Origin of the sequence: Mesorhizobium sp. B2-3-12, assembly GCF_006442205.1 — a bacterium.
Lineage (GTDB): Bacteria > Pseudomonadota > Alphaproteobacteria > Rhizobiales > Rhizobiaceae > Mesorhizobium.
In genome coordinates this window covers 12,068-37,082 of sequence record NZ_VFVR01000020.1, presented here as the reverse complement: position 1 = coordinate 37,082, position 25,015 = coordinate 12,068, and the positions used below count along the sequence as shown (strand labels likewise).

General features: G+C 65.1%; 27 protein-coding genes. 16 read left to right on the top strand and 11 right to left on the bottom strand.

The annotated features are described in order from the left end of the window. The 6 genes from FJ948_RS29145 to FJ948_RS29120 form a co-directional block, all read left to right on the top strand. A partial coding sequence (locus tag FJ948_RS29145; protein WP_140710609.1) for an N-acetylmannosamine-6-phosphate 2-epimerase occupies positions 1 to 467 on the top strand: 467 nt, incomplete at its 5' end. Beyond that, positions 464 to 1,486: a Gfo/Idh/MocA family oxidoreductase gene (locus FJ948_RS29140; protein WP_140710607.1), complete on the top strand. Its 1,023-nt coding sequence runs from the start codon at positions 464 to 466 to the stop codon at positions 1,484 to 1,486. The genes FJ948_RS29145 and FJ948_RS29140, both read left to right, overlap by 4 nt. Positions 1,487 to 1,586: 100 nt before the next feature. Beyond that, positions 1,587 to 2,879: a sugar ABC transporter substrate-binding protein gene (locus tag FJ948_RS29135; protein WP_140710605.1), complete on the top strand. Its 1,293-nt coding sequence runs from the start codon at positions 1,587 to 1,589 to the stop codon at positions 2,877 to 2,879. Positions 2,880 to 2,953: 74 nt separating this feature from the next. Next, positions 2,954 to 3,829: a sugar ABC transporter permease gene (locus FJ948_RS29130; RefSeq protein ID WP_224542508.1), complete on the top strand. Its 876-nt coding sequence runs from the start codon at positions 2,954 to 2,956 to the stop codon at positions 3,827 to 3,829. Continuing rightward, the gene (locus tag FJ948_RS29125) at positions 3,829 to 4,641 is read left to right on the top strand and encodes a carbohydrate ABC transporter permease (protein WP_140710601.1); all 813 of its coding nucleotides are present in this window, start codon (positions 3,829 to 3,831) and stop codon (positions 4,639 to 4,641) included. Before FJ948_RS29130 ends, FJ948_RS29125 begins: the two co-directional genes overlap by 1 nt. A gap of 9 nt (positions 4,642 to 4,650) precedes the next feature. Continuing rightward, positions 4,651 to 5,712, top strand: coding sequence for an ABC transporter ATP-binding protein (locus FJ948_RS29120; protein WP_140710599.1), 1,062 nt, complete (start codon positions 4,651 to 4,653; stop codon positions 5,710 to 5,712). On the opposite strand, the gene FJ948_RS29115 is transcribed toward FJ948_RS29120, so the two are convergent. Both FJ948_RS29115 and FJ948_RS29110 read right to left on the bottom strand, forming a co-directional pair. Further along, on the bottom strand, positions 5,698 to 6,213 hold the full coding sequence (locus tag FJ948_RS29115; protein ID WP_140710597.1) for a peptide deformylase: 516 nt from the start codon (positions 6,211 to 6,213) through the stop codon (positions 5,698 to 5,700). The two genes, FJ948_RS29120 and FJ948_RS29115, sit on opposite strands and share 15 nt — an antisense overlap. A gap of 10 nt (positions 6,214 to 6,223) precedes the next feature. Continuing rightward, positions 6,224 to 7,306, bottom strand: coding sequence for a CaiB/BaiF CoA-transferase family protein (locus FJ948_RS29110; protein ID WP_140710595.1), 1,083 nt, complete (start codon positions 7,304 to 7,306; stop codon positions 6,224 to 6,226). Between the two features lie 122 nt (positions 7,307 to 7,428). On the opposite strand from FJ948_RS29110, the gene FJ948_RS29105 reads away from it, so the two are divergent. Next, positions 7,429 to 8,451 carry an LLM class flavin-dependent oxidoreductase gene (locus FJ948_RS29105; protein ID WP_140710594.1) on the top strand — a complete coding sequence of 341 codons (1,023 nt, stop codon included), beginning with the start codon at positions 7,429 to 7,431 and terminating at the stop codon, positions 8,449 to 8,451. Between the two features lie 51 nt (positions 8,452 to 8,502). Continuing rightward, complete coding sequence (locus tag FJ948_RS29100; protein ID WP_140710592.1) at positions 8,503 to 9,150, top strand: ThuA domain-containing protein; 648 nt, start codon at positions 8,503 to 8,505, stop codon at positions 9,148 to 9,150. Between the two features lie 219 nt (positions 9,151 to 9,369). On the opposite strand, the gene FJ948_RS29095 is transcribed toward FJ948_RS29100, so the two are convergent. The 5 genes from FJ948_RS29095 to FJ948_RS29075 form a co-directional block, all read right to left on the bottom strand. Continuing rightward, the gene (locus tag FJ948_RS29095) at positions 9,370 to 11,397 is read right to left on the bottom strand and encodes an amidase (RefSeq protein ID WP_140710590.1); all 2,028 of its coding nucleotides are present in this window, start codon (positions 11,395 to 11,397) and stop codon (positions 9,370 to 9,372) included. A 108-nt stretch (positions 11,398 to 11,505) separates the two neighbouring features. Further along, on the bottom strand, positions 11,506 to 12,588 hold the full coding sequence (locus FJ948_RS29090; protein WP_140710588.1) for a Gfo/Idh/MocA family oxidoreductase: 1,083 nt from the start codon (positions 12,586 to 12,588) through the stop codon (positions 11,506 to 11,508). A gap of 71 nt (positions 12,589 to 12,659) precedes the next feature. After that, positions 12,660 to 13,412, bottom strand: coding sequence for an ATP-binding cassette domain-containing protein (locus tag FJ948_RS29085; RefSeq protein ID WP_140710586.1), 753 nt, complete (start codon positions 13,410 to 13,412; stop codon positions 12,660 to 12,662). Further along, the gene (locus FJ948_RS29080; RefSeq protein ID WP_140710584.1) at positions 13,409 to 14,413 is read right to left on the bottom strand and encodes an ABC transporter permease; all 1,005 of its coding nucleotides are present in this window, start codon (positions 14,411 to 14,413) and stop codon (positions 13,409 to 13,411) included. Before FJ948_RS29080 ends, FJ948_RS29085 begins: the two co-directional genes overlap by 4 nt. Then, positions 14,410 to 15,399, bottom strand: a complete 990-nt coding sequence (locus FJ948_RS29075) for a substrate-binding domain-containing protein (RefSeq protein WP_140710582.1) — start codon at positions 15,397 to 15,399, stop codon at positions 14,410 to 14,412. Before FJ948_RS29075 ends, FJ948_RS29080 begins: the two co-directional genes overlap by 4 nt. A gap of 374 nt (positions 15,400 to 15,773) precedes the next feature. Here FJ948_RS29075 and FJ948_RS29070 point away from each other — a divergent pair, with 374 nt between their 5' ends. Further along, a complete protein-coding gene (locus tag FJ948_RS29070; protein ID WP_140710580.1) occupies positions 15,774 to 16,007 on the top strand; it encodes a hypothetical protein in 234 nt (77 codons plus the stop codon). Between the two features lie 79 nt (positions 16,008 to 16,086). Then, positions 16,087 to 16,287 carry a hypothetical protein gene (locus tag FJ948_RS29065; protein WP_140710578.1) on the top strand — a complete coding sequence of 67 codons (201 nt, stop codon included), beginning with the start codon at positions 16,087 to 16,089 and terminating at the stop codon, positions 16,285 to 16,287. Between the two features lie 36 nt (positions 16,288 to 16,323). Here FJ948_RS29065 and FJ948_RS29060 read toward each other — a convergent pair whose 3' ends face one another. Beyond that, positions 16,324 to 17,538 carry an alpha-D-ribose 1-methylphosphonate 5-triphosphate diphosphatase gene (locus tag FJ948_RS29060; RefSeq protein ID WP_140710576.1) on the bottom strand — a complete coding sequence of 405 codons (1,215 nt, stop codon included), beginning with the start codon at positions 17,536 to 17,538 and terminating at the stop codon, positions 16,324 to 16,326. 220 nt (positions 17,539 to 17,758) lie between these two features. Between FJ948_RS29060 and FJ948_RS29055 the strand changes: the two genes are divergently transcribed. Continuing rightward, the gene (locus FJ948_RS29055) at positions 17,759 to 18,307 is read left to right on the top strand and encodes a GNAT family N-acetyltransferase (protein ID WP_140710574.1); all 549 of its coding nucleotides are present in this window, start codon (positions 17,759 to 17,761) and stop codon (positions 18,305 to 18,307) included. Between the two features lie 38 nt (positions 18,308 to 18,345). Here the strand turns inward: FJ948_RS29055 and FJ948_RS29050 are convergent, their stop codons facing one another. Next, positions 18,346 to 19,371, bottom strand: a complete 1,026-nt coding sequence (locus FJ948_RS29050) for an aminopeptidase (RefSeq protein ID WP_140710619.1) — start codon at positions 19,369 to 19,371, stop codon at positions 18,346 to 18,348. A gap of 348 nt (positions 19,372 to 19,719) precedes the next feature. On the opposite strand from FJ948_RS29050, the gene FJ948_RS29045 reads away from it, so the two are divergent. From FJ948_RS29045 to FJ948_RS29025, 5 genes are all read left to right on the top strand, one after another. Beyond that, the gene (locus FJ948_RS29045; protein ID WP_140710572.1) at positions 19,720 to 20,412 is read left to right on the top strand and encodes a Crp/Fnr family transcriptional regulator; all 693 of its coding nucleotides are present in this window, start codon (positions 19,720 to 19,722) and stop codon (positions 20,410 to 20,412) included. Positions 20,413 to 20,503: 91 nt separating this feature from the next. Beyond that, positions 20,504 to 20,749: a hypothetical protein gene (locus FJ948_RS29040; protein WP_140710570.1), complete on the top strand. Its 246-nt coding sequence runs from the start codon at positions 20,504 to 20,506 to the stop codon at positions 20,747 to 20,749. 9 nt (positions 20,750 to 20,758) lie between these two features. After that, positions 20,759 to 20,983 carry a hypothetical protein gene (locus FJ948_RS29035; protein ID WP_140710568.1) on the top strand — a complete coding sequence of 75 codons (225 nt, stop codon included), beginning with the start codon at positions 20,759 to 20,761 and terminating at the stop codon, positions 20,981 to 20,983. 330 nt (positions 20,984 to 21,313) lie between these two features. Further along, entirely contained in the window at positions 21,314 to 22,072 is a 759-nt protein-coding gene (locus FJ948_RS29030) for an SDR family oxidoreductase (RefSeq protein ID WP_140710566.1), read from the top strand. Further along, on the top strand, positions 22,069 to 23,001 hold the full coding sequence (locus tag FJ948_RS29025) for a sigma-70 family RNA polymerase sigma factor (protein WP_140710564.1): 933 nt from the start codon (positions 22,069 to 22,071) through the stop codon (positions 22,999 to 23,001). The genes FJ948_RS29030 and FJ948_RS29025 overlap by 4 nt, the downstream gene beginning before the upstream one ends. A 48-nt stretch (positions 23,002 to 23,049) precedes the next feature. Here FJ948_RS29025 and FJ948_RS29020 read toward each other — a convergent pair whose 3' ends face one another. Both FJ948_RS29020 and FJ948_RS29015 read right to left on the bottom strand, forming a co-directional pair. After that, positions 23,050 to 23,673 (bottom strand): FMN-binding negative transcriptional regulator, encoded by a 624-nt coding sequence (locus FJ948_RS29020; protein ID WP_140710562.1) that lies wholly within the window; start codon positions 23,671 to 23,673, stop codon positions 23,050 to 23,052. A gap of 140 nt (positions 23,674 to 23,813) precedes the next feature. After that, positions 23,814 to 24,962, bottom strand: a complete 1,149-nt coding sequence (locus tag FJ948_RS29015; protein WP_140710560.1) for an amidohydrolase — start codon at positions 24,960 to 24,962, stop codon at positions 23,814 to 23,816. Positions 24,963 to 25,015: the final 53 nt, after the last annotated feature.

Genomic DNA, 25,015 nt, shown 5'->3' with positions numbered 1-25,015 from the left:
CGCCTACGCTTGCCGATGTCGCATCGATCATCGACGCCGGTGCCGACATCGTGGCGCTGGATGCCACCAGCCGGCCGCGCCCGGCCGATCTGAAGACGATGTTCGATGCGATCGCGGCGAGGGGACGCCTGTCGATGGGCGACGTCAGCACGCTCGACGAAGGCAAGCGCGCCCTGGACGCCGGGGCCTCGCTGATCAGCACCACCATGGCCGGCTACACGCCCTATTCCAACCAGCAGCGCGGGCCGGACTTCCAGCTTATGGAACAGTTCGCCGCGGCCGGCCTGCCGTTCGTCGCCGAAGGCCGCATCTGGACGCCACGGGAAGCCGTCCGCTGCTTCGAGCTTGGCGCTCGCTTCATCGTCGTCGGCGGCGCCATCACGCGGCCCGATGCTATAACCCGCGGCTTCGTCGACCAGGTCGGGTCGTGGAGCGCCAATCCGCAGTTGAGGAGGAACCAGTCATGATCAAGCGCCACCGCGTCGCCGTCATCGGTGCGGGCTTCATGGGTTCCATGCATGCCGCGATCTTCGCCGACATGGTCGGCTGCGAGCTGGCGGCGATCGTCGATCCCAATCTGGAACTGGCCGGCGCCGTCGCGGCCAAGGCGCCGGGCTGCAAGGTCTATCCCGGTCATGAGGCGCTGCTGGCGGGCGAGCGCGATCTCGACCTCGTCTCGATCTGCACGCCCGACAATCTGCATCTGGCGCCGGCGGTTGCCGTGGCCAGGGCCGGCATCAACATCTTCGTCGAGAAGCCGATCTCCTCCACGGTGGAGGATGCGCGGGCCATCATCGCGGCCTGCGATGAGGCCAAGGTCAAGCTCGGCATCGGCTATCTCCTGCGCTTCGATCCGCGCTACGCCGCGGCCAAGGAACTCATGATTTCGGGCAAGATCGGCGAGCCGATCCACATCTACGCCCGGCGCAACAGCGCACGCACCGAGGGCCCCAAACGTTATGGCGGCAAGCTGCCGCTGGCGCTGCACGTGACCGTCCACGACGTCGACATGGTGCTATGGATGCTCGACGGGCAGCACCCGGTTTCCGTCTATGCCCAGCAGACCGACATTCTGCTCGGCGCATCGGGCACGCAGGACAGCCTGGCCGCGATCGTGCGCTTCTCCGGTGGCACGGTGGTGAATTTCGAAAGCGCCTGGTCGCTGCCGGCCGGCACCCGCCACATGATCGATGCGCGCATGGAGCTGATCGGGACGGAAGGTTCGTTCGAGGTCCAGTGCGGCGACAGCGGCCTCTATTACGCCAGCAACGAGACGTCGCGGGAGATCGACACCCAGCACTGGCCTGTCGTCAACGGCCGTCTCGACGGCGACCTGGCGCGCCAGCTCGGCGGCCTGCTTGCCTGGCTCGACGGCGCCGACATGCCGATCGCCAGTGGCCGCGACGGCCTTCGTTCGCTCGAACTCACACTGGCGATGATGCAGTCGGCGCGGAGCGGCGAAATCGTGCGCCTCGGCGGAGCATGATCCCGAAAAGTGGTTGCCGGTTTTCGGAAAAGATCATGCTCGAACAGACAACGGGAATTTGAAACGAGGCCAAAGCGGCCCAACAATGGGAGACGAAAAAATGCTGAACAGACGCAATGTGTTGATGCTTACCGTGGCTGCGGCCGCGCTTGCCACGGCCTTGCCGGCCCTGGCGCAAGACAAGCCGTTCGACGGGGTGCAGTTGTCGGTGCTGCTCGAAGGCCATCCGACGACCGATGCCATCCAGAGGCTGTTGCCGGAATTCAAGCAGGTGACCGGGATCGACGTGGCGCTCGAGATCGTGCCCGAGCAGGACATCACGGCCAAGGAACTGCTCGAATTCTCCTCTAAGTCCGGCCGCTACGACGTCGTCCAGAACAACATCATCTACCTGCCGGGCTTCGTGAAGTCCGGCTATATCGTGCCGCTCGACGATTTCCTGGCCAAGCACAAGGAGAACTTCGACAAGGCCGATTTCGTGCCCGGCTACTTCAACACCAACATCGTCGACGGCAAGGTCTACGGGCTCCCGGTCTATGGCGAGAGCACCTTCGTCATGTACCGCAAGGATCTGTTCGAGCAGTATGGGCTTGCCGCGCCGAAGACGTTCGACGACATCGAAAACGCGGCCAGGACCATTTCGGAGAAGACCAACAAGCAGATCGCCGGCATCACCATGCGCGGCCAGCAAGGCATCCAGGGCGTCTATGTCTGGGCAGCCTATCTCTGGGGTTTTGGTGGCTCGTTCCTCGATACCGGCGGCAAGTCGGCGCTGGCAACGCCGGAGGGCGTCGCCGCGCTCGATGCCTTCACCAAGGTGCTGAAGGATTACGGCCCGGTCGGCGTCGCCAATTTCGGCTGGGAAGAAAACCGGCTGCTGTTCCAGCAAGGCAAGGCGGCGATCACGCTCGATGCCACCGTCAACGGCGCCTATAACGAGGATCCCAGCGTCTCCACCGTCGTCGGCAAGGTCGGCTATGTGCCGGTGCCGATGAAGTCCGCCTCGCCAAAGGGCGGCTCGTCATCGCTCGCCGTGCATTCGATGTATGTCTCGGCCGAATCCAAGAACCAGGAAGCGGCAGCCTTGTTCGCGGCCTGGGCGACCGCCAAGGAGCAGCAGCTGAAGGCGATCGAAACCGATCCCAACTCCGGCGTGACATCCCTTTCGGTGCTGAACGGCGAGGCTTTCGGCAAGCGCTACGGCGCCTTCAGGGATGGCATGATCGCCGCCATCAACGCCGGCAATCCGCAATATCTGCCGACGGTCGAGCAGGCCAACGAGATCATCAACAACACCGGCATCGCCGTCTCCAAGGCGCTTGCCGGCACGGCCAGCGCCGCCGACGCCCTCAAGGAGGCGGACGAGGCCAACAACGCCGCGCTCGCCCGCTAGGCGGGCGCGCGTGCCCTGCCGCGTGCGCTCCCTGTGCGCGGCAGGGCGAGATTCTCACCGGATGGATTGAGACCGTGGCAACAACAGCGTCGGACCCGACGAAGCACTTCTTCCAGCCGATCATCGTCTGCCTCACCGTGGCATCGGTCGCGCTGACGCTGTTCGTGATCTGGATTTCGCTGCACGATCTGTCGCTGATGCGCGCCGGGCGCGAGAAGTTCGTCGGTCTCGACAATTATCTGCGTTTCTTCGGCGATCCGCGCGCCATGGCGGCACTGTGGCGCACGGTGCTGTTCACCGCGCTGGCAACTATCATCGAGATCGCGCTCGGGCTTGCCGTCGTGCTGTTCCTCGATCGCGACTTCGCCATGAAGCGGCTGGTCAGGACGCTGCTGCTGGTGCCCATCATCATGACGCCGGTCGTCGTCGGACTGACCTGGCGCTTCCTGTTCGATCCCGCCACCGGCATGGCGAACTACCTGCTGTCGCTGGCCGGGATAGCCCAGGTCGACTGGCTGGGCAGCCCTCGGATCGCGCTGTTCGCCGTGCTGATCGCCGATATCTGGCAATGGACGCCTTTCGTCATCCTCTTGGTGATGGCGGCGCTGGAATCGGCGCCCACCGATCCCTTGAACGCCGCCCGTGTCGACGGCGCGCGCGAATGGCAGGTGACCTGGTATGTGCTGTTGCCGATGCTGCGCCGGGCGCTCGCCATCGTCGCGCTGATCCGGGCGATCGACAGCATCAAGGCCTTCGACCTGTTCTACATCATGACACGCGGCGGGCCGGCGCTGTCGACCGAGACGCTGAACTATTACGGCTACATCGTCGCCTTCACCAATTTCGACATTTCCTACGCACTGGCCATCGCCGTGATCCTGACCATCTTCACCAATGTCGCGCTCCTGACCATGTACAGCGTTCTGTTTCCGAAAGCGGGAGAGCGCTGATGGGCCGGCGCGCGATTTTCTATGTCGGGCTGCTCATGCTTTTGCTGGCGGTGCTGTTCCCGCTCTACTGGGTGGTGGTGACCTCGTTCAAGACGACGCGCGACGCCTTCGCCATTCCGCCGGTCTGGCTGTTCAGTCCGACGCTCGACAATTACCGCACGGTGTTCGCCAATCGCGGCTTCCTCAGCGCCTTCGCCAATTCCTTCATCATCTCCATCCTGTCCAGCGCGCTGGCGGTCGCCATCGGCTCGATCGCCGCCTACGGGCTGGCGCAGCAGCCGGGCGACCTGCGCCGTTCGAAGGAGAAATTCATCCTTAGCCTGCGCATCGCGCCGGCGCTGCTGTTCGTCATTCCGATGTATTACCTGGCGACCCGCATCGGCGCGCTCAACCAGCATTGGCTGCTGATCGCCGCCTATGCCTTCGTCAACGTGCCGTTCGCGATCTCGCTGCTGATCACCTTCTTCGACGACATCCCGAAGGAATTGCGCGATGCGGCCCGCGTCGACGGCGCGCGCGAGTTCAGCGTGTTCTGGCATGTCTACCTGCCGGCGGCGCGCGGCGGCATCGTCGCGACGCTGATCCTGTGCGTGTTGTTCACCTGGAACGAGTTTTTCGTCGCCCTGGTGCTGACCGGTCGCGCCACGCAGACCCTGCCGGTCTCGATCACCTCGTTCTTGACATTCCAAGGCATCCAATGGGGTGCGCTGACCGCTGCCGCCACCTTGATCATGCTGCCGATGATCGTGCTTGGCGTCCTGGTGCAGGGGCAGATCGTGCGCGGCATGACGCTGGGCAGCGTGAAAGGCTGAGGGGATCCGATGGCGAATTTGTCGATAAGGTCGGTGTCGAAATCCTACGGCGCGGTCAACGTGCTGGACGATGTCTCGGTCGAGGTCGAGGAGGGTTCCTTCGTCGTGCTGCTCGGCCCGTCCGGCTGCGGGAAGTCGACGCTGCTGCATGCCGTTGCCGGGCTAAACCCGATCGATTCCGGCAGCATCGTGATCGGCGACCGCAACGTCACCAATCTTCCCGCGCGTGAGCGCGACGTCGCGATGGTGTTCCAGTCCTACGCGCTCTATCCGACCATGTCGGTGGCCGAAAACATCGCCTTCCCGCTGAAGATGCGCGGGCTCGACCGCAAGACGTCACAGGAAAAGGTGGCGGCGGTGGCCAGGCTGCTGCGGATCGAGGCCTTGCTGCAGCGCAAGCCACGCGAACTGTCGGGCGGCCAGCGCCAGCGCGTCGCCATCGGCCGGGCGTTGGTGCGCGATCCCCGGCTGTTCCTGTTCGACGAACCGCTGTCCAATCTCGACGCGGCACTGCGCACCGAACTGCGCGCCGAGATCAAGCGCCTGCACCAGTCGATCCGCCGGACCATGGTCTATGTGACGCACGACCAGACCGAGGCGCTGACGCTGGCCGACAAGATCGTCGTGCTCAAGGCCGGCAAGATCGAGCAGGTCGGCACGCCGTTGTCGCTCTACGACGACCCCGACAATGCCTTCGTCGCCGGCTTCATCGGTTCGCCGCGCATGAATTTCCTCAAGGCGAGAGTGGCCGAGGACGGGAAAACCGTGCTCGTCGGCGATGCCAGGGTGGACGTCTCGCATCTTGCCGCCAGGCTCGCCAGCGGCCAGGAAGTCACGCTTGGCATCAGACCGGAACATCTGGACGAAAAGCAGGGCGTCGAGCTTGCGCTTGCCGTCGATGTCACCGAGCGGCTGGGATCGACATCCTACGTGCATGGCGCGCTGCCGAGCGGCGAAACGGTGGTCGCCGAACGGCGCGAGGACCAGCCCCGTTTCGGCGAGACGATCACGCTGCGCTTCGTGGCCGGTCGCACGCGCATCTTCGACGCGCGGGGGTCACGTGTTCGCTGAATCTGAGGCTCGCATCAGCTTGCCGTAGCGCTTGACCAGCCGGTCGCGCTTGAGGCGCGTCAGCCTGTGCGTCCAGAACAGCCCGTCGAGCTGATCGATTTCATGCTGGTGGCAAACCGCCAGCAGACCCTCGGCGTCCTCGAACCGCTCATTGCCGTCGAGATCCTGATAGCGGACGCGGATGCGGACGTGCCGCTCGATGTCCTCGGTGACGCCGGGCATCGAAACGCTGCCTTCCGCGTGGCGGATCATCTCGGTCGAGGCCTGGATGACGGATGGATTTACGTAGATTCCGGGTTCCGTATCGGACGGGAGCTGGATGACGACCAGGCGTTTCAAAACGCCGATATGCGGGCCGGTGATGCCGATCCCCGGCGCCGCGTGCATGGTGTCGATAAGGTCGCCGGCCAGATCCTTCAAGCCGCCGTCGAACAACTCCACAGGCTCGGCGACGGCGCGCAGCAGGGGGTTGGGGAATTTTATGATCGATCGAACCGCCATGGACCTCGTCTCAACGCGCCAGGCCCGCACGGATTTCGGCATCATGTTCGCCGCGCGCGGGGCTTCTCGCCGGGGTCTTTTGTTGCCAGTCGGAAAAGCGCGGCGCGGCCGCGGCCTGCAGGACGCCGTCCGCCGTCAGCCATGTGCCGCGCACGGCCATGTGCGGATGCAGGGCTGCTTCATGGGGGCTGAGAACCGGCCCGACGCAGGCGTCGGACCCTTCGAACAGCTTGACCCATTCGTCGCGCGGTTTGGTGGCGAAGATCGCGGCCAGCCGCTCGCAAAGCCCGGGCCACAGATCACGATCGAACTGGTTGGCGAATTGCGGATCGGCGGCAAGGCCCAGCCTGTCGAGGAAGAGCGCATAGAATTTCGGCTCCAGGCACTGGACGCTGACGAAGCCGCTATCCGACGTTCGGTAGACGCGGCACCAATGCGGCCCGTCGAGCAGGCTCTGACCGCGTTCCGCTGCGAGCGCGCCAGACTGGCCGAGCGACATCAGCAGGTTCATCATGTGCGCCGAGCCGTCGACGATCGCAGCGTCGACCACGGTGCCCTGGCCGCCGGCGCGGGCCTTGACGATGCCGGCCAGCATGCCGATGACCAGATAAAGCGCGCCGCCGCCTATGTCGCCGGTGAGCGTCGGCGGCGCCATGGGCGGCTCTCCCGGCGGGGACGCGTACCAGAGCGCGCCCGATACGCCGGTATAGTTCATGTCGTGGCCCGCTGTGGCGGCGAGCGGTCCGTCCTGGCCCCAGCCGGTCATGCGGCCGTAGACCAGCTTCGGGTTGGCCGCGTGGCAGGCATCCGGATCAAGCCCAAGACGTTCCATCACGCCGGGCCGGAACCCCTCGATCAGCCCGTCGGCGGTGGCGATCAGGCGCATCAGCACGGCCACGTCGCCGGCGTCCTTGAGGTCGAGCGCGATGGAGCGCTTGCCGCGATCGAGCAGCGAGCGTTCGGGCGCGCCCGGCATGGACGCCTGCTTGCGGTGGACGACGATGACATCGGCGCCAAGATCGGCGAGCAGCATGCCGGTGAAGGGCGCCGGACCCAGCGCCTCGATCTCGATGATGCGGATTCCTCCGAGCATCCCATCCTCCACAGCGGTTTTGGCACTTCGGTATCGCGAACATTTGGTGTCGAGAGGGCGACGGTGTGTAACCCTCATCTTTCGCCATTGAAGCATGTGCCGCCGGCATATACTTCAGGACCATGAAAAAAATCGGTTTCCTGTCATTCGGGCATTGGACGCCCTCGTCGCAATCGCAGGTGCGTTCGGCTTCGGACGCGCTGCTGCAATCCATCGATCTCGCTGTCGCCGCCGAGCAGCTTGGCGCCGACGGGGCTTATTTCCGCGTGCACCACTTCGCGCGCCAGCTCGCCTCGCCATTCCCGCTGCTGGCCGCCGCCGGCGCCAAGACCAGCCGCATCGAGCTCGGCACGGCGGTCATCGACATGCGCTACGAGAACCCGCTCTACATGGCAGAGGACGCGGGCGCCGCCGACATCATCGCCGGCGGGCGGCTGCAGCTCGGCATCAGCCGCGGTTCGCCCGAGCAGGTCATCGATGGCTGGCGCTATTTCGGCTATGCGCCGCAGGAGGGCCAGAGCGACGCCGACATGGCGCGCCATCACGCCGAGGTTTTCCTCGACACGTTGCGCGGCGAAGGTTTTGCCCAGCCCAATCCACGGCCTATGTTCCCCAACCCGCCCGGCCTGCTCAGGCTCGAGCCGCATTCGGAAGGCCTGCGCGAGCGCATCTGGTGGGGTGCGGCCACCAACGCCACCTCGGAATGGGCGGCCAAGCTCGGCATGAATTTGCAGAGCTCGACGCTGAAATTCGACGAGAGCGGCAAGCCGTTCCATGTCCAGCAGGCGGAGCAGATCCGTATCTATCGCGAGGCCTGGAAGGCGGCCGGGCACAAGCGCGAGCCGCGCGTCTCGGTCAGCCGCAGCATCTTCGCGCTGGTCGACGACCGCGACCGCGCCTATTTCGGCCGCGGCAATGAAAGCCGCGACCAGATCGGCTTTATCGAGGAGAACACGCGGGCGATCTTCGGCCGCAGCTACGCCGCCGAACCCGACGTGCTGATCAAGGAACTGGCGCAGGACGAGGCGATCGCCGAGGCCGACACGCTGCTGCTCACCGTGCCCAACCAGCTCGGCGTCGACTACAACGCCCATGTCATCGAGGCGATACTGACCCATGTCGCGCCGGGGCTGGGCTGGCGCTGACGGCCGCGCCGTGTAACCATCGACGCGGCGGGCGGTTCGGAGGTTCACGGCATGGCGAAGACGGCGTTGATCGCGTGGGGCGGCTGGGAAGGCCACACGCCTGAGCGCAGCGCCAATGTCGTGCGCGACATGCTGGAGCGCAACGGCTTCACGGTCACGCTCGGCCAGGGAACGGCGATGTTCGCCGATCCGGAGTTGTCGTTCTTCGATCTCATCGTGCCCGTCATCACCATGTCGACGATCGAAAAGGCCGAGCTGAAGAACCTGACGCAGGCCGTTCGCGGGGGAAGCGGGCTCGGCGGCTTCCACGGCACCATGGGCGACAGTTTTCGTGGCGAGCCCGATTATCAGTTCATGACCGGCGGCCAATGGGTCGCGCATCCCGGCAACATCATCGACTACACCGTCGTCATCACCCGGCCGGACGATCCGATCACGAAAGGCCTCGGCGATTTCGCCTATCGGTCGGAGCAATATTACATGCATGTCGACCCGAGCAACGAGGTGCTGGCGACAACCACCTTCAGCGATGCGCATTTCCCGGGCATTGGCGGCGTCGTCATGCCGGTGGTCTGGAAGCGCAGGTACGGCGCGGGCAAGGTTTTTTACAGTTCGCTTGGTCACACCGCGGATGAGTTCGCGGTGCCGGAGATGGCGCTGATGATGGAGCGTGGTTTGCTGTGGGCCGCGCGGGGGTAGCAGCTGGCGTGGCTTCCCGCGACTTCCTAGGGCGTAGCAGGAGCGAAGCTCCGTCGCGGAACCCTAGGATCCATTCCGTGACGTCTATCGAAGTGTGCAGCGGAGCAGAATTCTGTACCGTGGCGGCGCCCCAGAGTCCCGGCATGGATCCTAGGGTCTGCGCCGCGTCGCTTCGCTCCTTGCTCCGCCCTAGGATGACGAATCGACAGGGGCTGACACTCAGCCAATGCCACCCGTAACCACATAGGCGCCGGCGGTGCGTCCATCTTCCACCCGCACCACCGCCGTCACGATCGAGCCGTAGGAGCCGCGCCAGACGCTGTGGAAGCGCCGATGCTCGCTGGTCGGAACGAGCGTCCGGCCGGTGAACCGCGCGCCGCTCAGTTGGATCGCGATGGGCTCTCCGTTGACGTGTACCAAGACGCTGGCGTTCCCCGCGTCGGTTTCATCGACAGACAAGTCCACGGTGATGGCGATCTCGTCCTGATCGCCCGAACTACTCGTCTCGGCCGCAAGCTTGATGGTGAGCGCGGGCGCTCCGCCACTGCCGGCTTCGGTGGGGCGGTGCGGAAACACATCGTCGGCCAGTTCAGGCGTGCGCGGCGGGCGTGTGCGGCGCTGCGTGGAACGTTCGTAGTCGCCGGCCATGCGCAGCAGGTTTTCGTCGTCATAGGCCTTGCCGGCGAAGGTGAGGCCGACCGGCATGCCGATGTCGGCCATGGTGCCCATCGGCACGGTGACGGTCGGGATGCCGAAATGGCGCCAGACCAGATTGCCATTGGCGACCCAGGTGCCATTGCGCCACGCAAGATCGGCGGAGTCTTCATTGACGTCGGCATCCGCCGGCCCGACATCGGCGGCGGCCGGCAGCACCACGGCATCGAGGCGGTTGGCGTGCAGCCAGTCCTCGAAATCGATGCGCCGTGTCGCTTCAAGTCCCTTGATGCCGTCTTCGATCGTGGAGATGTCGGCCAACGGCGTGACGCCGGTCTTCGCCCGCTCGACATATTCCTTGAGATCGAAGCCGCCTTCATAGCGGTCGGGCAGCGTGCCCGGCGGCCGTGGAAAGATTTTCGGGCCGTCGACCGCAGTGAGATCGGGCAAGGCGGGGTCGGCATTGGCGCGCAGAAAATCGTCCCAGCCCCAGATGCTGAGATCCCAGAGTTCACGGTCGGCGAAATCCGCCGGCACCAGTCCACGCTCGACCATGGTTCGCGCGCCCGGGCGGTCACGCTCATAGTTGGAGACGACGGGGAAATCGACCTCGACCACCTCGGCGCCGAGCCGGCGCAAATCCGTCGCCGCCTGCTCCCATAGATCAAGCACCGAGGCGCGGGTTTCGATCGGGCGGTCGGCCTCGCTGTCGCGGCCGATATACATTCTGGGCACGCCGAGCCGTTTGCCTTTGAGCGACCCCTTCAGCGCCAGATCGGTGTAACGCGGTGGGCGCAAGTCGGAACTCCTGGGCAGCGCCACCCAGGGTTGGGCGCGCCAGAAATCGCCTCTCGTTTCCGGATCATCGGCGACGATGACATCGAGCAGTTCCAGCATGTCGGGCACGCCGCGCGTGTGCGGCACGACCACATCCATGGTCGGCACCAGCGGCCAGTTGCCGCGCACCGAGATGACGCCGCGCGAGGGCGTATAGGCGACCAGCGCGTTGTTGGTGGCCGGCGCGCGGCCGGACGACCAGGTTTCTTCGCCCAAGCCGAAAGCGGCGAAGCTGGCCGCCGTCGCGGTGCCCGAACCATTGGAGGAGCCCGAGGCGAAAGCGGCGGTCAGGTAGTCGGCATTGTACGGGCTTTCGGCGCGGCCATAGATGCCGCGCTGCATGCCGCCATTGGCCATGGGCGGCATGTTGGTGAGGCCGATCAGCACCGCGCCGCCGGCCCGCAGACGCGCAATGGTGAAGGCGTCCTCATTGGCGACGAGATGCTCGAAGGCGGGCGAGCCGGCGGCTACCGTCAAGCCCTTGACCTTGTAGCTGTCCTTGGCGGTGTAGGGGATGCCGTCGAGGGGACCGAGCGTCCTGCCTTGCCGGCGCCGCTGGTCGGAAGCGGCGGCTTCCTCGAACATGGCGGGGTTGAGCACGGGCACGGCGTTCAGCGCAATGCCGTGCCTGTCGAAATGCGCGATGCGCCTGAGATAGGCCGCGACCAACTCGACGCTGGTGACCGTGCCCCCGTCGAGCGCCTGGCGCAGTTGGTCGATCGTCGCTTCGACGAGGTGGAGGCTGGCGTCGGTCATCATGGCTCCCGGGCGGTTGTTCCCACACCATGGATGAGCGAGGCCATGGGCTTCGGCAAGAGCCAATCAGACGTCTTTGCCGAAACCTGTTGTTCCTGCCTGCAACGCTCAGGCGCCACTCTCCTTCATCGCCTCGATGATCTCGGCCATCAGCGCCAGGTCGCGGCGGGAGTCGGCGAGGTCGGTCAGCGGCTTGGTGCCTTCCGCGATGTGGCGGTGGAAGGCTTCCAGTTCGTTGGAGAAGGCGTCGCCATAGAGCGGCCCGAAGGTTTTCGTCACCGGGCCGAGCGGACCGGCTTCGGTCACTTCCAGCCGTGTCGGCAGGCTTCTGATATAGGGCGTGTCGTAGATGATGCGCACGCGCCTGGTGTTGGAGCGCACCTCGATCATGGCGTCGAACAGGCCGAGATCGTCGACCACCGCGTCATAGAGACAGGCGAAGTGGCCATAGTCGAAGGTCACCGAGGTGTTGGCGCCGCCATTGGTGCGGTGCGCTGACACCACGCCTTGCGGCTCGCCGATCAGCCCGCGCATGGCCGAGATGTGGTGCGAGGAGAGTGCGGTCAGGCCGCGATAGGCGCGCATCAGGTCGGCGGGTGCGTCGGCGCCGACGACTTCGCGGATCAGCGCGTCCCGCTTCCTGGCGCCGCGTGCCAAAAGGGCAGGGTCGATGTCCCTGGGATAGAGGATGTTCTGGCTCTTGTTGAGGAAATGCCGGCCCTCAGAGATCAGGTCGAAGATGCGGACATGGGTGATGTCGGCATGCGCGGGCAATTCGTCCCTGGCGGCAAGATAAGCCGGTGCGTAGCGGCGCATATAGCCGACGAACAGGGTCTTCTTGTAGACCGGCATCAGGGCCAGCAATTCATCGATTTCGCGCACCGTTAGGCAAGCAGGCTTTTCCAGCAATATGTGCTTGTCGGCTTGCATGGCGGCGCGCACGAAGCGGCTGTGGGTGTCGTCGGACGACAGCACGAAGACCACGTCGATATCGGGCGAAGCGATCAACGCCTCGGCCGTCTCGAAGGCTTTGGCGGGCGCGTATCCGGAGGTGACGAGGCTCACCAGGCTCGGCGAGACATCGTATACGCCCGCGATCGTCCAGCGATCGCGCTGGTCGGCCAGAACAGGCAGATGGATCGACTGCGCGACCTCTCCAAGACCGACAAGTCCGACACGAAGTGGTGCCACTGGAAAACTCCTTCCGATTAAGCCGATGCCGGCCGCGGCGGCGGCCAGCCGTTGATGTCATGAGAGCGCGATCACGCCGCGCCGGTGACCAGCGCGACGAGTTCGTTGCCCGATGTCTCCGAGGCGCGCACCGTCGCGGCCATCCTGCCGGCCCGCATCACCCAGATCTGGTCGGAGAGGCGCCGCACCTGATCGAAATTGTGGCTGACCAGGATGACCGAGACCGACTGTTCGCGCAGGCGCCGGATCAGCGCCTCGACATTAGCGGTCTCCTGCACGCCGAGTGCGGCCGTCGGTTCGTCCATCACCACCAGCTTGGCGCCGGAGCCGACGGCGCGGCAGATCGAGATCGCCTGCCGCTGGCCGCCGGACAGCCGGCGCACACGCTGGTTGATCGAGGGCACGTTGATCGACAGGCGCGACAGCATCGAGCGGGCCTCGCGCTTCATCGCCTTGCGGTCGAGGAAAGCGAGAGGGCCGATGCGGCGCACGAGCTCGCGGTTGAGGAACAGGTTCTGCGCCACGGTCAACTCGTCGATCAGCGCCAGGTTCTGGTGCACGGTCTCGATGCCGGCCTTGCGCGCCCCGTCCGGGTTGGAAAAGGGGTGCTCGCGGCCGTCGAAGACGATCGAGCCGGCATCGGGAACATGCACGCCGACCAGGCAGCGGATCAGCGTCGACTTGCCGGCGCCGTTGTCGCCGATGACGGCGGTGACCTCGCCGCGGCGCGCCTGGAAGGCGACATCCGTGAATGCGCGCACGCCGCCAAAGTGCTTGCTCAGGCCGTTGCAGGCGATGATTGCGTCGGAGGATGTGGCGCTCATTTCTGGTACCGCATGATCAGCGCCGCGAGCACCACGATGGCGCCCACGGCGAGCGGTTGATAGAAGGCCGAGACGCTGAGCAGCGTCAGCCCGTTGACGAGCGCGGTCAGCATCAGCGCGCCGATGGCCGGGCCAAGGATCGAGGCGCGGCCGCCGAACAGGCTGACGCCGCCCAGAACCACCGCGGCAACCGAATTCAGGAGCAGGCTGGTGTTGATCTGCGGCTCGGCCGAACCGATGCGCGCCACCAGCAGGATAGCCGCGATGCCGGCGCAGAAGCCCGATATCGTGTAGGCGGCGATCTTGACGCGGTTGGTGTGGATGCCGAGCGCGCCGGCGCTCTCGACCTGGCCGCCGGTGGCCAGGAGATGGACGCCGAAGCGTGTGTGGTAAAGTGCGATATGCGCCACAATGACGGCCGCGATCGCCACCCAGACCGGATAGCCGAAAGGCCCGAACGAGCCGGAGGCGAGCTTCAACAGGAAGGTCGAGCCGACCATGGTCGGCTCGCCGCCAGACAGGATGAGGCCAAGCCCGGTGATGGCCGAGAGCGTGCCGAGGGTCACCACGAAGTCGGGAATCTTGCCGACGGTGATGATGAGGCCGTTGAGGAAGCCGAGCGCGCTGGTCGCCAGCACGCAAAGCACGCAGGCGATGAAGATGCCGTAGCCGCCGGCGCTGACGAGTCCGAGGATCACGGCGCCAAGCATGACCGCCGCCGCCATCGACAGGTCGATGCCTGACGTTGCCACCACGAAGGTCTGGCCGATCGACAGCACGACCAGGATCGCCGACGCCAGCAGCAGCGCCTGCAAATTGGCGACGCTGAGGAAGACCGGCTGGGCGATGCCGAAGATGATGACCAGCCCGACCAGGCCGACAACGGACGCCCAGTCGGCCCAGAAGGAGGGATCGAGGAGGAGAGCCGACAGGGAGGGGCGGCTCTCCTCCGGCACGCCCGCCGAATGGGCGGCGGGCGCGTTGTCCATGGGGTTGCTCACTTCAGCATCTCGCGCAACGGATCGGGATACTCGCCGCCGGGGCGCGGGAAGTTCTTCAGCGAGGCCTCGGCATTGTCCTTGTTGATCAGGAGCACGGGCGCCGGCACGTAGGCAGGCAGTTCCTTGCCCTTGACCGCCACCTTGCAGGCCTCGACGCCCATGGCGCCGACGACATAGGGATATTGGGCGACGGTGGCGGAGAGTTCGCCAGCCGCGACCGATTTCAACGCGTCGACGATGCCGTCGAGGCCGATCACCTTGACGTCCTTGCCCGAGGTCCGCACCGCGCGCTCGACGCCGAGCGCCATGATATCGTTGGCGGCGAAGAAACCGGCGAGATCCGGGTGCGCGGCCAGAATGTCGGTGGCCGCCGTCAGTGCCTTCTCGCGATCCCAGTCGGCGCTGACCATCACCACCACCTCGAGCTTGCCTTCGACGGCCTGCTTGAAGCCCTTGATGCGCGCGTTGGAGCCGACATCGCCGACGATACCGGCGACCAGGGCCACCTTGGCGCCCTTCGGCACCAGCTTCAGCATTTCCTCGCCGGCCAGCGCGCCGGCGGCGACATTGTCGGTGCCGATATAGGTCGAGACGGTGAAGCCGGCGGCCTTGGCCTGTTCGGGGTCGATGGTGCTATCGATGTTGACGATCGGCTTCTTCTTCTGCGCCACCGGCACCAGTGCCTGGACAAGATTGGAAACGCTGATCGGGTTGACCAGGTAGCAATCGAAATCCTGCATCGCCATGGCGGTCAGGCGATCGGCCTGGCCGGTGGCATCGCCCATATTGGCGGCGGCCTGTACGGTGACATTGACGCCGTCGGCCTTGGCCTGTTCCTCGATGCCCTTCTGCATGGTCTGGAAGAAGGGGTTGTCGAGGCCCTTGACGATGGCCGCGACCTTCGCCGCATCCTGCGCATGGGCAGGCGCCACCATTGTCGTTGCAAGCAGGCCGGCGCCAATCGCCAGGCTATTCAAGATGCGCATTGTCTTCCTCCTCCGAATCCCTTGTTGCCGGCACGGTTTTCCGCGAAGGAATACCGACAGCAGGCAAGCAACCCGGCGCTTGCGTTGGCCCGGCGCTTGGATTGTAGGGACTGGCGGGGCGCTTGGGATAGCAACCCCGGTTCAAGTCCCTTGCGTGTCAGGCATTGCTCCTCCCAGAGCGCTGACTTCATGCCACGTCAGCATTGCCGCATGTTTCAGAAAAAATTGACACGCGTCAACATTTAAAATGGTGCGCACTGATTTTGCGGCGCGTCGTTCCGGCCGCTTCCCCTGGCCGAAAAAAATCGATTTTTTATGCAACCGCTCATGGGTGCGTGCGTTACAGGGTTCCCCGGGGGGAGGTGAGGTTTGCATTGGATCGTTTCGAGATATTGCACGAGCCGACAGGCACGTATTCCATTTTCGACAGGTCAACAGAGTTGCCGGTAACTGTAGAAGGCAGGACTTTCATCGGTCTCTATCGGCACGAAGTGCCGCTGGCCCTGCTTGCCGCCATGGAACCCGACGACAGCGGGGTGCCGTCGCTATCGCCGCTGAGTGGCCGCGCATCCCATCAGGACCATCAACAGGACGACTTGCAAGCGTAAATGAACGCTCGCATAAGTTGCGGAAGGCCGCATAGCATGAAAGAAAATGGGGCCGTTACCATAGCATGAAAGGGGGATCATGCCTGATCAGAACGCGCTTGTGCGCACAGCCATTGCTCGGCTGCTTTCCGAAAAGACCGGAGTTGCCGTGATTTCGATGAAGGAGAGTGTCGCGGAATTGTTGGCGATATCAGGCGCGGCGCTAACCCTCGACAGCCTGCAGGATCTGCTGCTGGAAATGGCGGAGGTGCGCGGGATGATGGTCGCGCTCGATCTCTGAATCCCTGTTTTTGCGCAATTTTGGCGGCGTCATTGCCTATCGTATCGCCGCGAGGGTCGGAGGTGCCGGCGGTTTACCGATATTCGCGGACGACACATGGCTCAGCGTGCCGTCGCCGTAGATCATGCGGCCGGCGCGGAAGGTGGCGCGCACGCGTGGCACCGGCAGGCGGTCGGCCACGACGAGATCGGCCAGGAGCCCGGCTTCGATGGCGCCGCGATCGGCAAGCCCGAGTGCGGCGGCCGGATTGGCGCTGGTCAGCGCCGCCGCCGCCGCCAGTCCATCCCTTCGCAGCTCCGCCAGGCCGAGCACGGCAGGCAGGATCGAGGCCGGGTGGTAGTCGCTGGCCAGCATGTCGAGCAGCCCGGACTGATAGGCCTGGCGAGCGGAAAGATTGCCCGAATAGGATTCTCCGCGCAGCGCGTTGGGCGCGCCCATGGCCGTATACATGCCCAGCCGGCGGGCTTCCCGCGCCGCCTCCAGGGTCACCGGGAATTCGCTGAGCACGGTTCCCAGTCCGTGGACGAACTCCACTTTTTCCAACGTGTCGTCATCGTGCGAGGCGAGCACGACGCCGCGCGCGCGGGCAAACGCCGACAGGCCCTGCAGGGTGCCGAGCACGCCGCCATGGCCGTTGCGATCGGCCATGCGCTTGCCGACGACCTCGGAGACGTCGGCAATCGACATGCCGCGCTCCTTGGCCAGGCGCGCGATGTACAGTTCGACATCGCGGTACTGCCCCTGTCCTGGCGTGTGATCCATCAGCGAGATCAGGTCCAGCTTGCCGGCATCCATCAGCCTTTCCAGCACGCCGACGGCCGCGGTGAACGTCACTTCGAAACGGGCATGGATACGGTGGTCGACCAGAAGGTCGTCCTTCAGCCCGGTGATGGTCTCGATGATGGACGACGTGTGTTCTTCCGAGCGCAGCAAGGCCGCGGTGGCGCTGTTGCCGATGAAGGAGAGCGCGGCATAGGCCGTCGTCACGCCGCAGGAGGCCAGCCTTTTGTCGAGTTCGGCGATGCCGATTGCCATCGGCACGTGGACACCGCTGCGCGGCTCCACTTCCCGCTCCACCATGTCGCCATGCATGTCGATGAAACCAGGCAGCAGAAGGCGGCCGCCGCCGGTGAAATCGGCATTCTCGACCGGCTGGTCGCGGATCTCGGCGATCAGGCCGTCCTCGATCCTGACGGCGCCATTGGCAATGACGCGGTCGCGCAGGACGATCTCGAATTCACTCAGCCACATGTCCCGTTTCTTCGCGTGATCCCGGTGGGGCGCGGCCCTGTCCGTCCGTTCAAGCATGGTCGTCTCCGAAAACAGCAGTCCACATATCCGGATCGCCCGCCGGCCAGGCGGTTTCAAGGCGTCTCATGCGGATGGTCCTGAGGACCGGATAAGCTGGCTTCGTGACAGCTTTGTGTAGGACACCGTTGCATCGGCGCTCCCCCAGGCCGAAAATGCCGCCATGAAAACAGTTCCCAGGCTCACCACGGCAAGGCTCGTGCTTCGGGCGCCGGGCGAGCGGGATATCCCGGCTTGGTTCGCGCGGGCCACGGATGTCGAATCCGCTTCCCTTGCGGGCGATCCCGTTCCCGACGACATCAGCGCGGGCGCCCGATGGCTCGCCCTTGCGCGCCGGCGGTTGGCCGAGGGCAAGGCGATCAAATGGTCGATCGACCAGGCTGGCGTGTCGGACGCGATCGGGACGATAACCCTGTCCTTCGCTGCAGACGCCAAGGCGGCCGCGCTGGGATTTGTGCTGGGGCGTGCGCATTGGGGGCAGGGGTTGGGCAGCGAGGCCGCGCGCGAAGTGGTTCGCCATGCCTTCGAGACCCTGGCGCTCGAACAGGTCACCGCCGAAGCGGCGGCGCGCAATGCCGCGTCGCTGCGGATCATGGCGAAGCTCGGCTTCAGACATGTCGAGAGCTTCATCGACGAAGCCGACGGCGAGCGCTGCGAGCGTTTCGTGCTCGACGCGGACGTCGGAACGTCAGTCCTGGCGAACCAGGCTTAGAGCCATCGGGGCACGCCAAAGGCCCCGTCCGTGTCAAATCAATCGCAGGTGGTCGCGGCCTTGAGCGCTTCGGCACGGGCAGGTTGGCGCAAATCCGCGATCCGTCGAACGGACGCGTAGAACCTGGGATAATCGCTTGAGCACAGGTCGAACAAGCGAAGAAACGCCGGAACCTGTTCGCCGTAGACGGACGTCGCGGCGAGCTTGGCGTTGTTGATGGGGGCCTCGAACCAGGCGTCATATCCCTTGTATCCGGCCCAGCGTTTGTCGCGCATCTGCCGGTAGCGGGTCCGCAGCCTCTCGAGCGTGGCTGCCTTGGCCGCCGCCATCTGCTCCGGGGTGCGGGGGCTTTCATAGACCTGCCGCAACTCGTCGCGGGTTTTCGCCACCAAAGCGAGAAAATCGGCGCCGCGCTTGCGATCGGCTTCGTAGCGGCGCAATCCGGCGCGATCGCCGGCGGCGCGCAGCCATTTTCTCGTGCCGGTGGTTTCGACGGCAACGGCGAAAGCCTCGTTGAACGCGGAATCGCCATTCACATAGAGGCGCTGATGCGCCAGTTCATGAAAGACGAGGCTTGCCAGATAGGTGTCGTCCTGGCGCAGCATGGTCGAGAGCAGCGGATCGCTGGACCAGCCCAGCGTCGAATAGGCCGTGACGCCGCTGACATAGACGTCCAGCCCCTGTCCATGCAGTGCGACGGCGCTTTGCGCCGCCGATTTCCGGTCGAAATAACCCCGGTAGGGAACGCAGCCGAAAACCGGAAAGCACCACGTCTTCGGCGTGAGCGAGAATTGCGGCGCGGCAAAAACGGCCCAGGTCACGGCATCCCGGTGGATGTCGACATAGCTGCGATAGCTGCTGTTGTCGGGCAGCGCCAGTTCGTCCGTGGCGAAGCGCCTGATCGCGCTGGCCGAGGTCAGCCTGGCGCGCAACGCCTCCGGCGTCGAAGGGGCCTCGATCAGTTTTCCGACGTCCTGGCGCGCGGCCATGATCCGGACATGGCCCTCCAGCGATTGCGCATAGTAGGAAACGCTGGTGCAACCGCCCACTGCGGCCCCCATCATCGCCGCGACAAACAACCGAAAAACGCGCTTCACTTCTTCCCCACCGCTTCGTCACCTGCCCATGGAGCATATGTGCGGCGGGGCGTCCACTGGGCACGGCCTTGAAGCCGGCGGTCGCCGGGTTCACGCCACATGGTTGCCATGCGCCTTCGTTTCGTTCACCGAAATCGGCTTTGCTCCTTCCTGGAGGCTGACATCATCGACGACGACGACAAGGGGCGCCCGCACCGACCCGGTCGTTGCTAAGCCCCGGTCCGAAGCCTATGCTTTCGGTATCGGCCGCCAGTCACGTACGGATGCCGCCGACAGTGAGAGGAAAGTGCTCTTGCCCGCAACGGGAGAGGAGCCATGCCTCAATCCATTTTTCGCAACCACGTGCTTAAAACCTTGTCTCCGGAGGATTTCACGCTCCTGCAGCCGTCGATGCATCACGTCGAACTGGGGATCAAAGCCAGGTTGGAGTATCCCCATCAGCGTATTGAGCATGTGTATTTTCCCGAATCCGGGATCGCTTCGGTGGTCGCCATCATGACCGGAGGGCGACAGTGCGAAGTCGGCATCGTCGGCCACGATGGAATGACCGGCGTTACGGTCATTCTCGGCCAGGAGAGCTCTCCCAACGAAACCTATATTCAAGTCGCCAGTCAGGGCTGGCGCCTGCCGGTTGAAAATCTTCGCGCGGCCCTCGCGAAAAGCCCGACTCTTCGCGAATCGTTACTGGGCTATGCCAACGCCTTCCTCATCCAGGCTTCCCGGACCGCGCTGGTCAACGGCCACTCGAAGATCGAGGAGCGGTTGGCTCGGTGGCTGCTGATGGTCCACGATCGCTCGTCAGGAGACAGGATCTACCTGACACATGAATTTCTGGCCACTATGCTGGGCGCCCGGCGCCCTGGGGTCACCACGGCCCTCCAAATGCTTGAATATCGGGGGCTTGTCCAGGCCAGGCGTGGCGAGATCACGATCGTCGATCGCAGCGGACTGATAAAGCTCACTCACGGCGCCTACGGAGAGGAGGAGCAACGGCATTCGGCATTGTAGCCGACTGACAGTCCGCAATCGTACATAAGCTTGATGGGCGCGGATAATAGGGCGTAAATCACGTTGGTTCGAGTTCAGGGAGGAGCTCGCAATGACCAGCGCTTTTCACCGTGTCACAGTGGAAAAGGCGACCGAGGCCTATGTCCTTTCCAGGGGCCGAGCCCGGTTTCTTTCCATCGCCCGGGCAATCCGCGCCATCCGAACACTTATGCCGGCCTGCGGAGCCACCGACCGCGAGTTGGAGGGGATGCTGGCGGCGGCCTGCATCGTTCACGGCATTCCCGTCACCTTCGACGCAGCGATGCCCGAGGGCGCGGAAATGCGGCTTCATTCCTAGGTACGCGAGATGCCCGCGGTCGCGCAGACAGCCTTTTCGGACGTCAGGCAGGCGATTGTCCGCTACCTGCTCGATAATGTCGACAACCCCAGCGTTTCGATCTCCGAGGCTGTCCATGCCATGAGAGCGATGTTTCCACTTTGCGAGTTCACGGACTGGCAACTGGGCGATCAGGTTGCACGGGCCGCCATCGACGCGGGCTTTGCAATTGAATTCGACGCCAACATTTCCTGAATGAAGACAACTCGTCGGCGACTATCTGGACCACGTTTGGAATGCACCTTTTGCGGGACGATCCGCCTTCGGATCCCCGCCGACGTCCAACCTTCAACGCCAATCAGCTGCGCCGTTTGCGGGAAATATCTCGGCACATGGGACGAACCGCGGATTCCCAAGGTGGCAATGACGGGATATTCCGCCTCGACAAGGGGGCGAAAGCCGCCGGTCCGCTCCGACCCATTTGGCAGGTCATATCCGGACGCCATCACCAAATCTCGCCCACCGCTGACTCTTTCCCCAACCCTCGAACGTCTTAGCTACAGTGAAACACTGGAGCAGGATCCAATGAGCCTCAAGGATAAAAAGATCGTGGTCACCGGCGGCAGCCGGGGGCTTGGCCTCGGATTGGTCGAGGCGCTGGTCGAACAGGGCGCCGAGGTGACGGTCGTCGCGCGGGGCGCGGAGGCGCTGGAGGCGGTCGGCGCGCGGCTCGGGGTTGCCACCATCGCGGCCGATGTCACGGACGAGGACGCGGCCTATCGCATTCTGGGCGAGGTCCGCCCCGACATACTGGTGCTCAACGCTGGCGTCACGCCGCGCATGGGGCGGCTGGACCAGTTGAAGTGGGAGGATTTCTCCATTGCCTGGGAAACCGACGTCAAGGCCGGGCTCTACTGGCTGCAGGCGGCGCTGAACCTGCCGCTCGGGCCGGGCAGCCGGGTGCTGATCGGGTCGAGCGGTGCGGCCGTCACCGGGTCGCAAATGTCGGGCGGCTATGGCGGCGCCAAGCGCATGCTCTGGTTCATGGCCAAATACGCCAATGGCGTGGCGCAAGAGAAAGGCCTCGACATACGCTTCCAGGCGATCCTGCCACGGCAGATGATCCTCGGCACCGGGATTGGCGATGCGGCGGCGAGCGCCTATGCCGGGTCGATGGGCATCACGCCGGAACAGTTCATCACCCGCTTCGGCGCGCCGATGCCGCCCCGGGCGTTTGGCGACAGGGTGGTCTCGCTGCTGGAGGATCCGCACTATGAAGAGGGCGTCGTCTTCGGCCTCAGCGGCGATGCGGGCGTGACCATCATGGAGGGCGCTGGTCCTTGAGCGACGGAAAGACAGCCGTGGAGCGCGACCGGCAGGAAGGGCTGCTTGCCCTTGCCGCCGCGCTGCGGCCTGAGCTGCACCGCTATTGTTCGCGCCTGATGGGCTCGGTCATCGACGGCGAGGATGTGGTGCAGGACACGTTCGCCCGCGCCGTCCTGGCGCTCGATGAGTTGAGCGAGGTGCCGCAACTCAGGCCCTGGCTGTTCCGCATCGCTCATAACCGGGCGCTCGACCTGTTGCGCAGCCGCGCGATCCGCGCCGCGGAGCCGATCGAGGCGGCGCTCGACATCGCCGACGACACCAAGCCCGATCCGGTGGAGATGCTGATGCGCAGGCAAGCCGTGCAAACCGCCGTGTCGCGCTTCGCGGAGCTTCCTGTGCCCCAACGCAGCGTGGTCATCCTGAGGGATGTGCTGGACGAGCCGCTGGCCGACATTGCCGCTTTGCTTGGCACCACCGTCGATGCCGTGAAGGGGCATCTGGCGCGCGGCCGCGCCCGGCTTCGGCAGATCAATGCCGAGGCCAATCCGCTTCCCGACGCGCGCATCGCTTCCGCCGCCGTGGTGCGTTACGTCAACCTGTTCAACCAGCGCGACTGGGACGGCTTGCGCGCGCTGCTTGCCGACGACGTGAAGCTCCAGCAGTCCATGCACCCGCCGCGCGCGGGCGCCAGCGATGTCGGCATGTTCTTCACCATTTACGCCAAGGGCGATGGCGTGTGGCTCAGGCCGGCATGGGTCGAGGGCCGCGAGGTGATCGCGGTGTTTCAGGACCGGACCGCCGCGAAGCCTCATCATTTCATGTGGCTGGAATGGCGCGGAGGCCGGATCAGCTTCATTCGCGACTACCGTTATGTCCGCTACATCCTCGACGACGCCAACCTGGTGCTGGCACGGGAGACCGGATCTTCCAGTGGTGGACGCCGATAGGCGACTTGGGGTCGCGGGCCGGATCAACGCCTGACCTGATCGACGCTCTCACGACGGGATGAGGGTGGCGACCTCGTGGTCTGACGGCCGCTCGCTGGCGGCCAGCCCGGCGGCGACGCCGGCGCGGTCGGCGGCGTTGCGGTTCTGGCTCATCTTGCGCTTGCCTTCGAGCCTCACGACCGGCATGCGCAGGCCGACAATGCCGCGAAGCTGCGACTGGATGAAGTCGGGCGGCGCGTCCGACACCGCCCAGGGCGCCGTCCGGGCGCCCTCATGCAGGTTGGTCAGCCGGGTGACGACCTCCAGCAGCCTGTCGGCATCCTCGAAGAACTCGACCGGCCCGTAGGCATGAACGGCCGCGTAGTTCCAGGTCGGCACGACCTTGCCGGTTTCCTGCTTGGTCGCGTACCAGGCCGGTGTCACATAGGCGTCCGGTCCCATGAAGATGGCGAGCCCGTCGCCAATCGCGGGAACACGCCATTGCGGGTTGGCCCGGGCCAGATGGCCGTGGATGACGCCATGCTCGCCCTCGGTCTCGTCGAGAAAAAGCGGCAGCGGGGTGGCCAACGGCCCGTCCGCCGTGGCGGTGACGAAGTTCGCCAGCCGCGCGGCGCGTATCGTCGCGATGAGGCTGTCGCTGTCGTCATCGCGGAAGGCGGGCGGCGTGTACATGGTCGAACTCCTTGCGTTGCGGGAACAGATGCCAGAAAATCCGGCCCGTTGGAAACATCCAGTTTCAAGGAGTCCAGGCGGCCAGTTGATCGGGACGGAGCCGCCACGTTGGCCACGGTGCTGGCCGGGTGCCGCTGAGATCAGCCGAGGAGGTTGCGCGCCGTCCTCATGAATATCTTCGAGCCGATCGGGATCAGGTCGTCGGGAAAGTCATAATCGGGATTGTGCAGGGCAGGGTGCCGCTCGCCCGCACCCAGGAAGAACATCGCCGACGAGGCGCTGTGGCCGAACAGGCCGAAATCCTCCGAGGCGCGCATCGGCAAGGCTTCCTCGCCATGCGCGACGGCTTCTTCATCGAGGGCGCGCCGCAAATGTTCGACCGCGTCGGGTGCGTTGACGCTGGCGACGAAGATCTCGTGATAGTCCCAACTGGCCGCGAGGCCGTACCGGCCGGCAATCTCCTTGACCAGCGCCTCGGCGGCGGCACAGAGGTCGGCCATGCGCTCGTCGCGGCGGGTGCGCAGCGTCGCCCAGACCTCGGCATGGGCGGGGGCGATGCCGAACACGGCTTCGCCCATCCGCGCATGAGTGACGGTGACCATGGCGAAATCATCGTCGGCGAAGGTCGCGCGGCCGAGCGCGGGCAGAGCCGGCATCAGTTCGGAAATCGCCTTCATCGGCGAAATGCCGGTCTCTGGCATGGAGGAGTGCGCGGTCTTGCCTTCCAGCACGATGCGCATGCCGCGCGAGGCGCAGTTGACCACGCCGGGCTTGAGCCTGACCTCGCCGAACGGCACGCCGGGCAGATTGTGCAGCGAGAAGGCGAAATCGGGCGCGATCTCGCCAAAGCGCGGATCGGCGACGACGCCGGCCGCGCCATTGCCGGTTTCCTCGGCCGGCTGGAACATCAAGACGACGCGGCCGCTGGCTGGCCGCTCGCGGCCGAACTGGCGGCCAAGCGACGCCAGGATCGCGGTGTGCCCGTCATGGCCGCACATATGCGATTTGCCCGGCACTTGCGAGGCGTGCGGCACGCCGGACAATTCCTCGATCGGCAGCGCATCGAGTTCGGAGCGAAACAGGACGGTTGGTCCGTTTTTGCCGCTGTCGTAGACCGCCGCCACGCCGTGTCCGCCGAGGCCGGTCAGCACCTTGTCCGGCCCGGTGTCGGCAAGGAACGCGACCACCGCTTGTGCCGTCTTCTCCTCCTCGTTGGAGATTTCCGGCCGCCGGTGCAGGGCGCGCCGCCACTCGGTCAGTTCGACGATGTCGCGATTGGTCAGGGTCATGGTCTTTCGCCTCCGCTGCGCTCACGAATTGCTATCGGCAAACCGCCGTGCCG

Excerpts from the sequence above, each read along its gene's own strand:
- FJ948_RS29140 (WP_140710607.1), top strand. The coding sequence starts at position 464 with ATGATCAAGCGCCACCGCGTCGCCGTCATCGGTGCGGGCTTCATGGGT.
- FJ948_RS29135 (WP_140710605.1), top strand. The coding sequence starts at position 1,587 with ATGCTGAACAGACGCAATGTGTTGATGCTTACCGTGGCTGCGGCCGCG.
- FJ948_RS29125 (WP_140710601.1), top strand. The coding sequence starts at position 3,829 with ATGGGCCGGCGCGCGATTTTCTATGTCGGGCTGCTCATGCTTTTGCTG.
- FJ948_RS29120 (WP_140710599.1), top strand. The coding sequence starts at position 4,651 with ATGGCGAATTTGTCGATAAGGTCGGTGTCGAAATCCTACGGCGCGGTC.
- FJ948_RS29115 (WP_140710597.1), bottom strand. The coding sequence starts at position 6,213 with ATGGCGGTTCGATCGATCATAAAATTCCCCAACCCCCTGCTGCGCGCC.
- FJ948_RS29110 (WP_140710595.1), bottom strand. The coding sequence starts at position 7,306 with ATGCTCGGAGGAATCCGCATCATCGAGATCGAGGCGCTGGGTCCGGCG.
- FJ948_RS29105 (WP_140710594.1), top strand. The coding sequence starts at position 7,429 with ATGAAAAAAATCGGTTTCCTGTCATTCGGGCATTGGACGCCCTCGTCG.
- FJ948_RS29100 (WP_140710592.1), top strand. The coding sequence starts at position 8,503 with ATGGCGAAGACGGCGTTGATCGCGTGGGGCGGCTGGGAAGGCCACACG.
- FJ948_RS29095 (WP_140710590.1), bottom strand. The coding sequence starts at position 11,397 with ATGACCGACGCCAGCCTCCACCTCGTCGAAGCGACGATCGACCAACTG.
- FJ948_RS29085 (WP_140710586.1), bottom strand. The coding sequence starts at position 13,412 with ATGAGCGCCACATCCTCCGACGCAATCATCGCCTGCAACGGCCTGAGC.
- FJ948_RS29075 (WP_140710582.1), bottom strand. The coding sequence starts at position 15,399 with ATGCGCATCTTGAATAGCCTGGCGATTGGCGCCGGCCTGCTTGCAACG.
- FJ948_RS29065 (WP_140710578.1), top strand. The coding sequence starts at position 16,087 with ATGCCTGATCAGAACGCGCTTGTGCGCACAGCCATTGCTCGGCTGCTT.
- FJ948_RS29060 (WP_140710576.1), bottom strand. The coding sequence starts at position 17,538 with ATGTGGCTGAGTGAATTCGAGATCGTCCTGCGCGACCGCGTCATTGCC.
- FJ948_RS29055 (WP_140710574.1), top strand. The coding sequence starts at position 17,759 with ATGAAAACAGTTCCCAGGCTCACCACGGCAAGGCTCGTGCTTCGGGCG.
- FJ948_RS29050 (WP_140710619.1), bottom strand. The coding sequence starts at position 19,371 with ATGATGGGGGCCGCAGTGGGCGGTTGCACCAGCGTTTCCTACTATGCG.
- FJ948_RS29045 (WP_140710572.1), top strand. The coding sequence starts at position 19,720 with ATGCCTCAATCCATTTTTCGCAACCACGTGCTTAAAACCTTGTCTCCG.
- FJ948_RS29040 (WP_140710570.1), top strand. The coding sequence starts at position 20,504 with ATGACCAGCGCTTTTCACCGTGTCACAGTGGAAAAGGCGACCGAGGCC.
- FJ948_RS29035 (WP_140710568.1), top strand. The coding sequence starts at position 20,759 with ATGCCCGCGGTCGCGCAGACAGCCTTTTCGGACGTCAGGCAGGCGATT.
- FJ948_RS29030 (WP_140710566.1), top strand. The coding sequence starts at position 21,314 with ATGAGCCTCAAGGATAAAAAGATCGTGGTCACCGGCGGCAGCCGGGGG.
- FJ948_RS29020 (WP_140710562.1), bottom strand. The coding sequence starts at position 23,673 with ATGTACACGCCGCCCGCCTTCCGCGATGACGACAGCGACAGCCTCATC.
- FJ948_RS29015 (WP_140710560.1), bottom strand. The coding sequence starts at position 24,962 with ATGACCCTGACCAATCGCGACATCGTCGAACTGACCGAGTGGCGGCGC.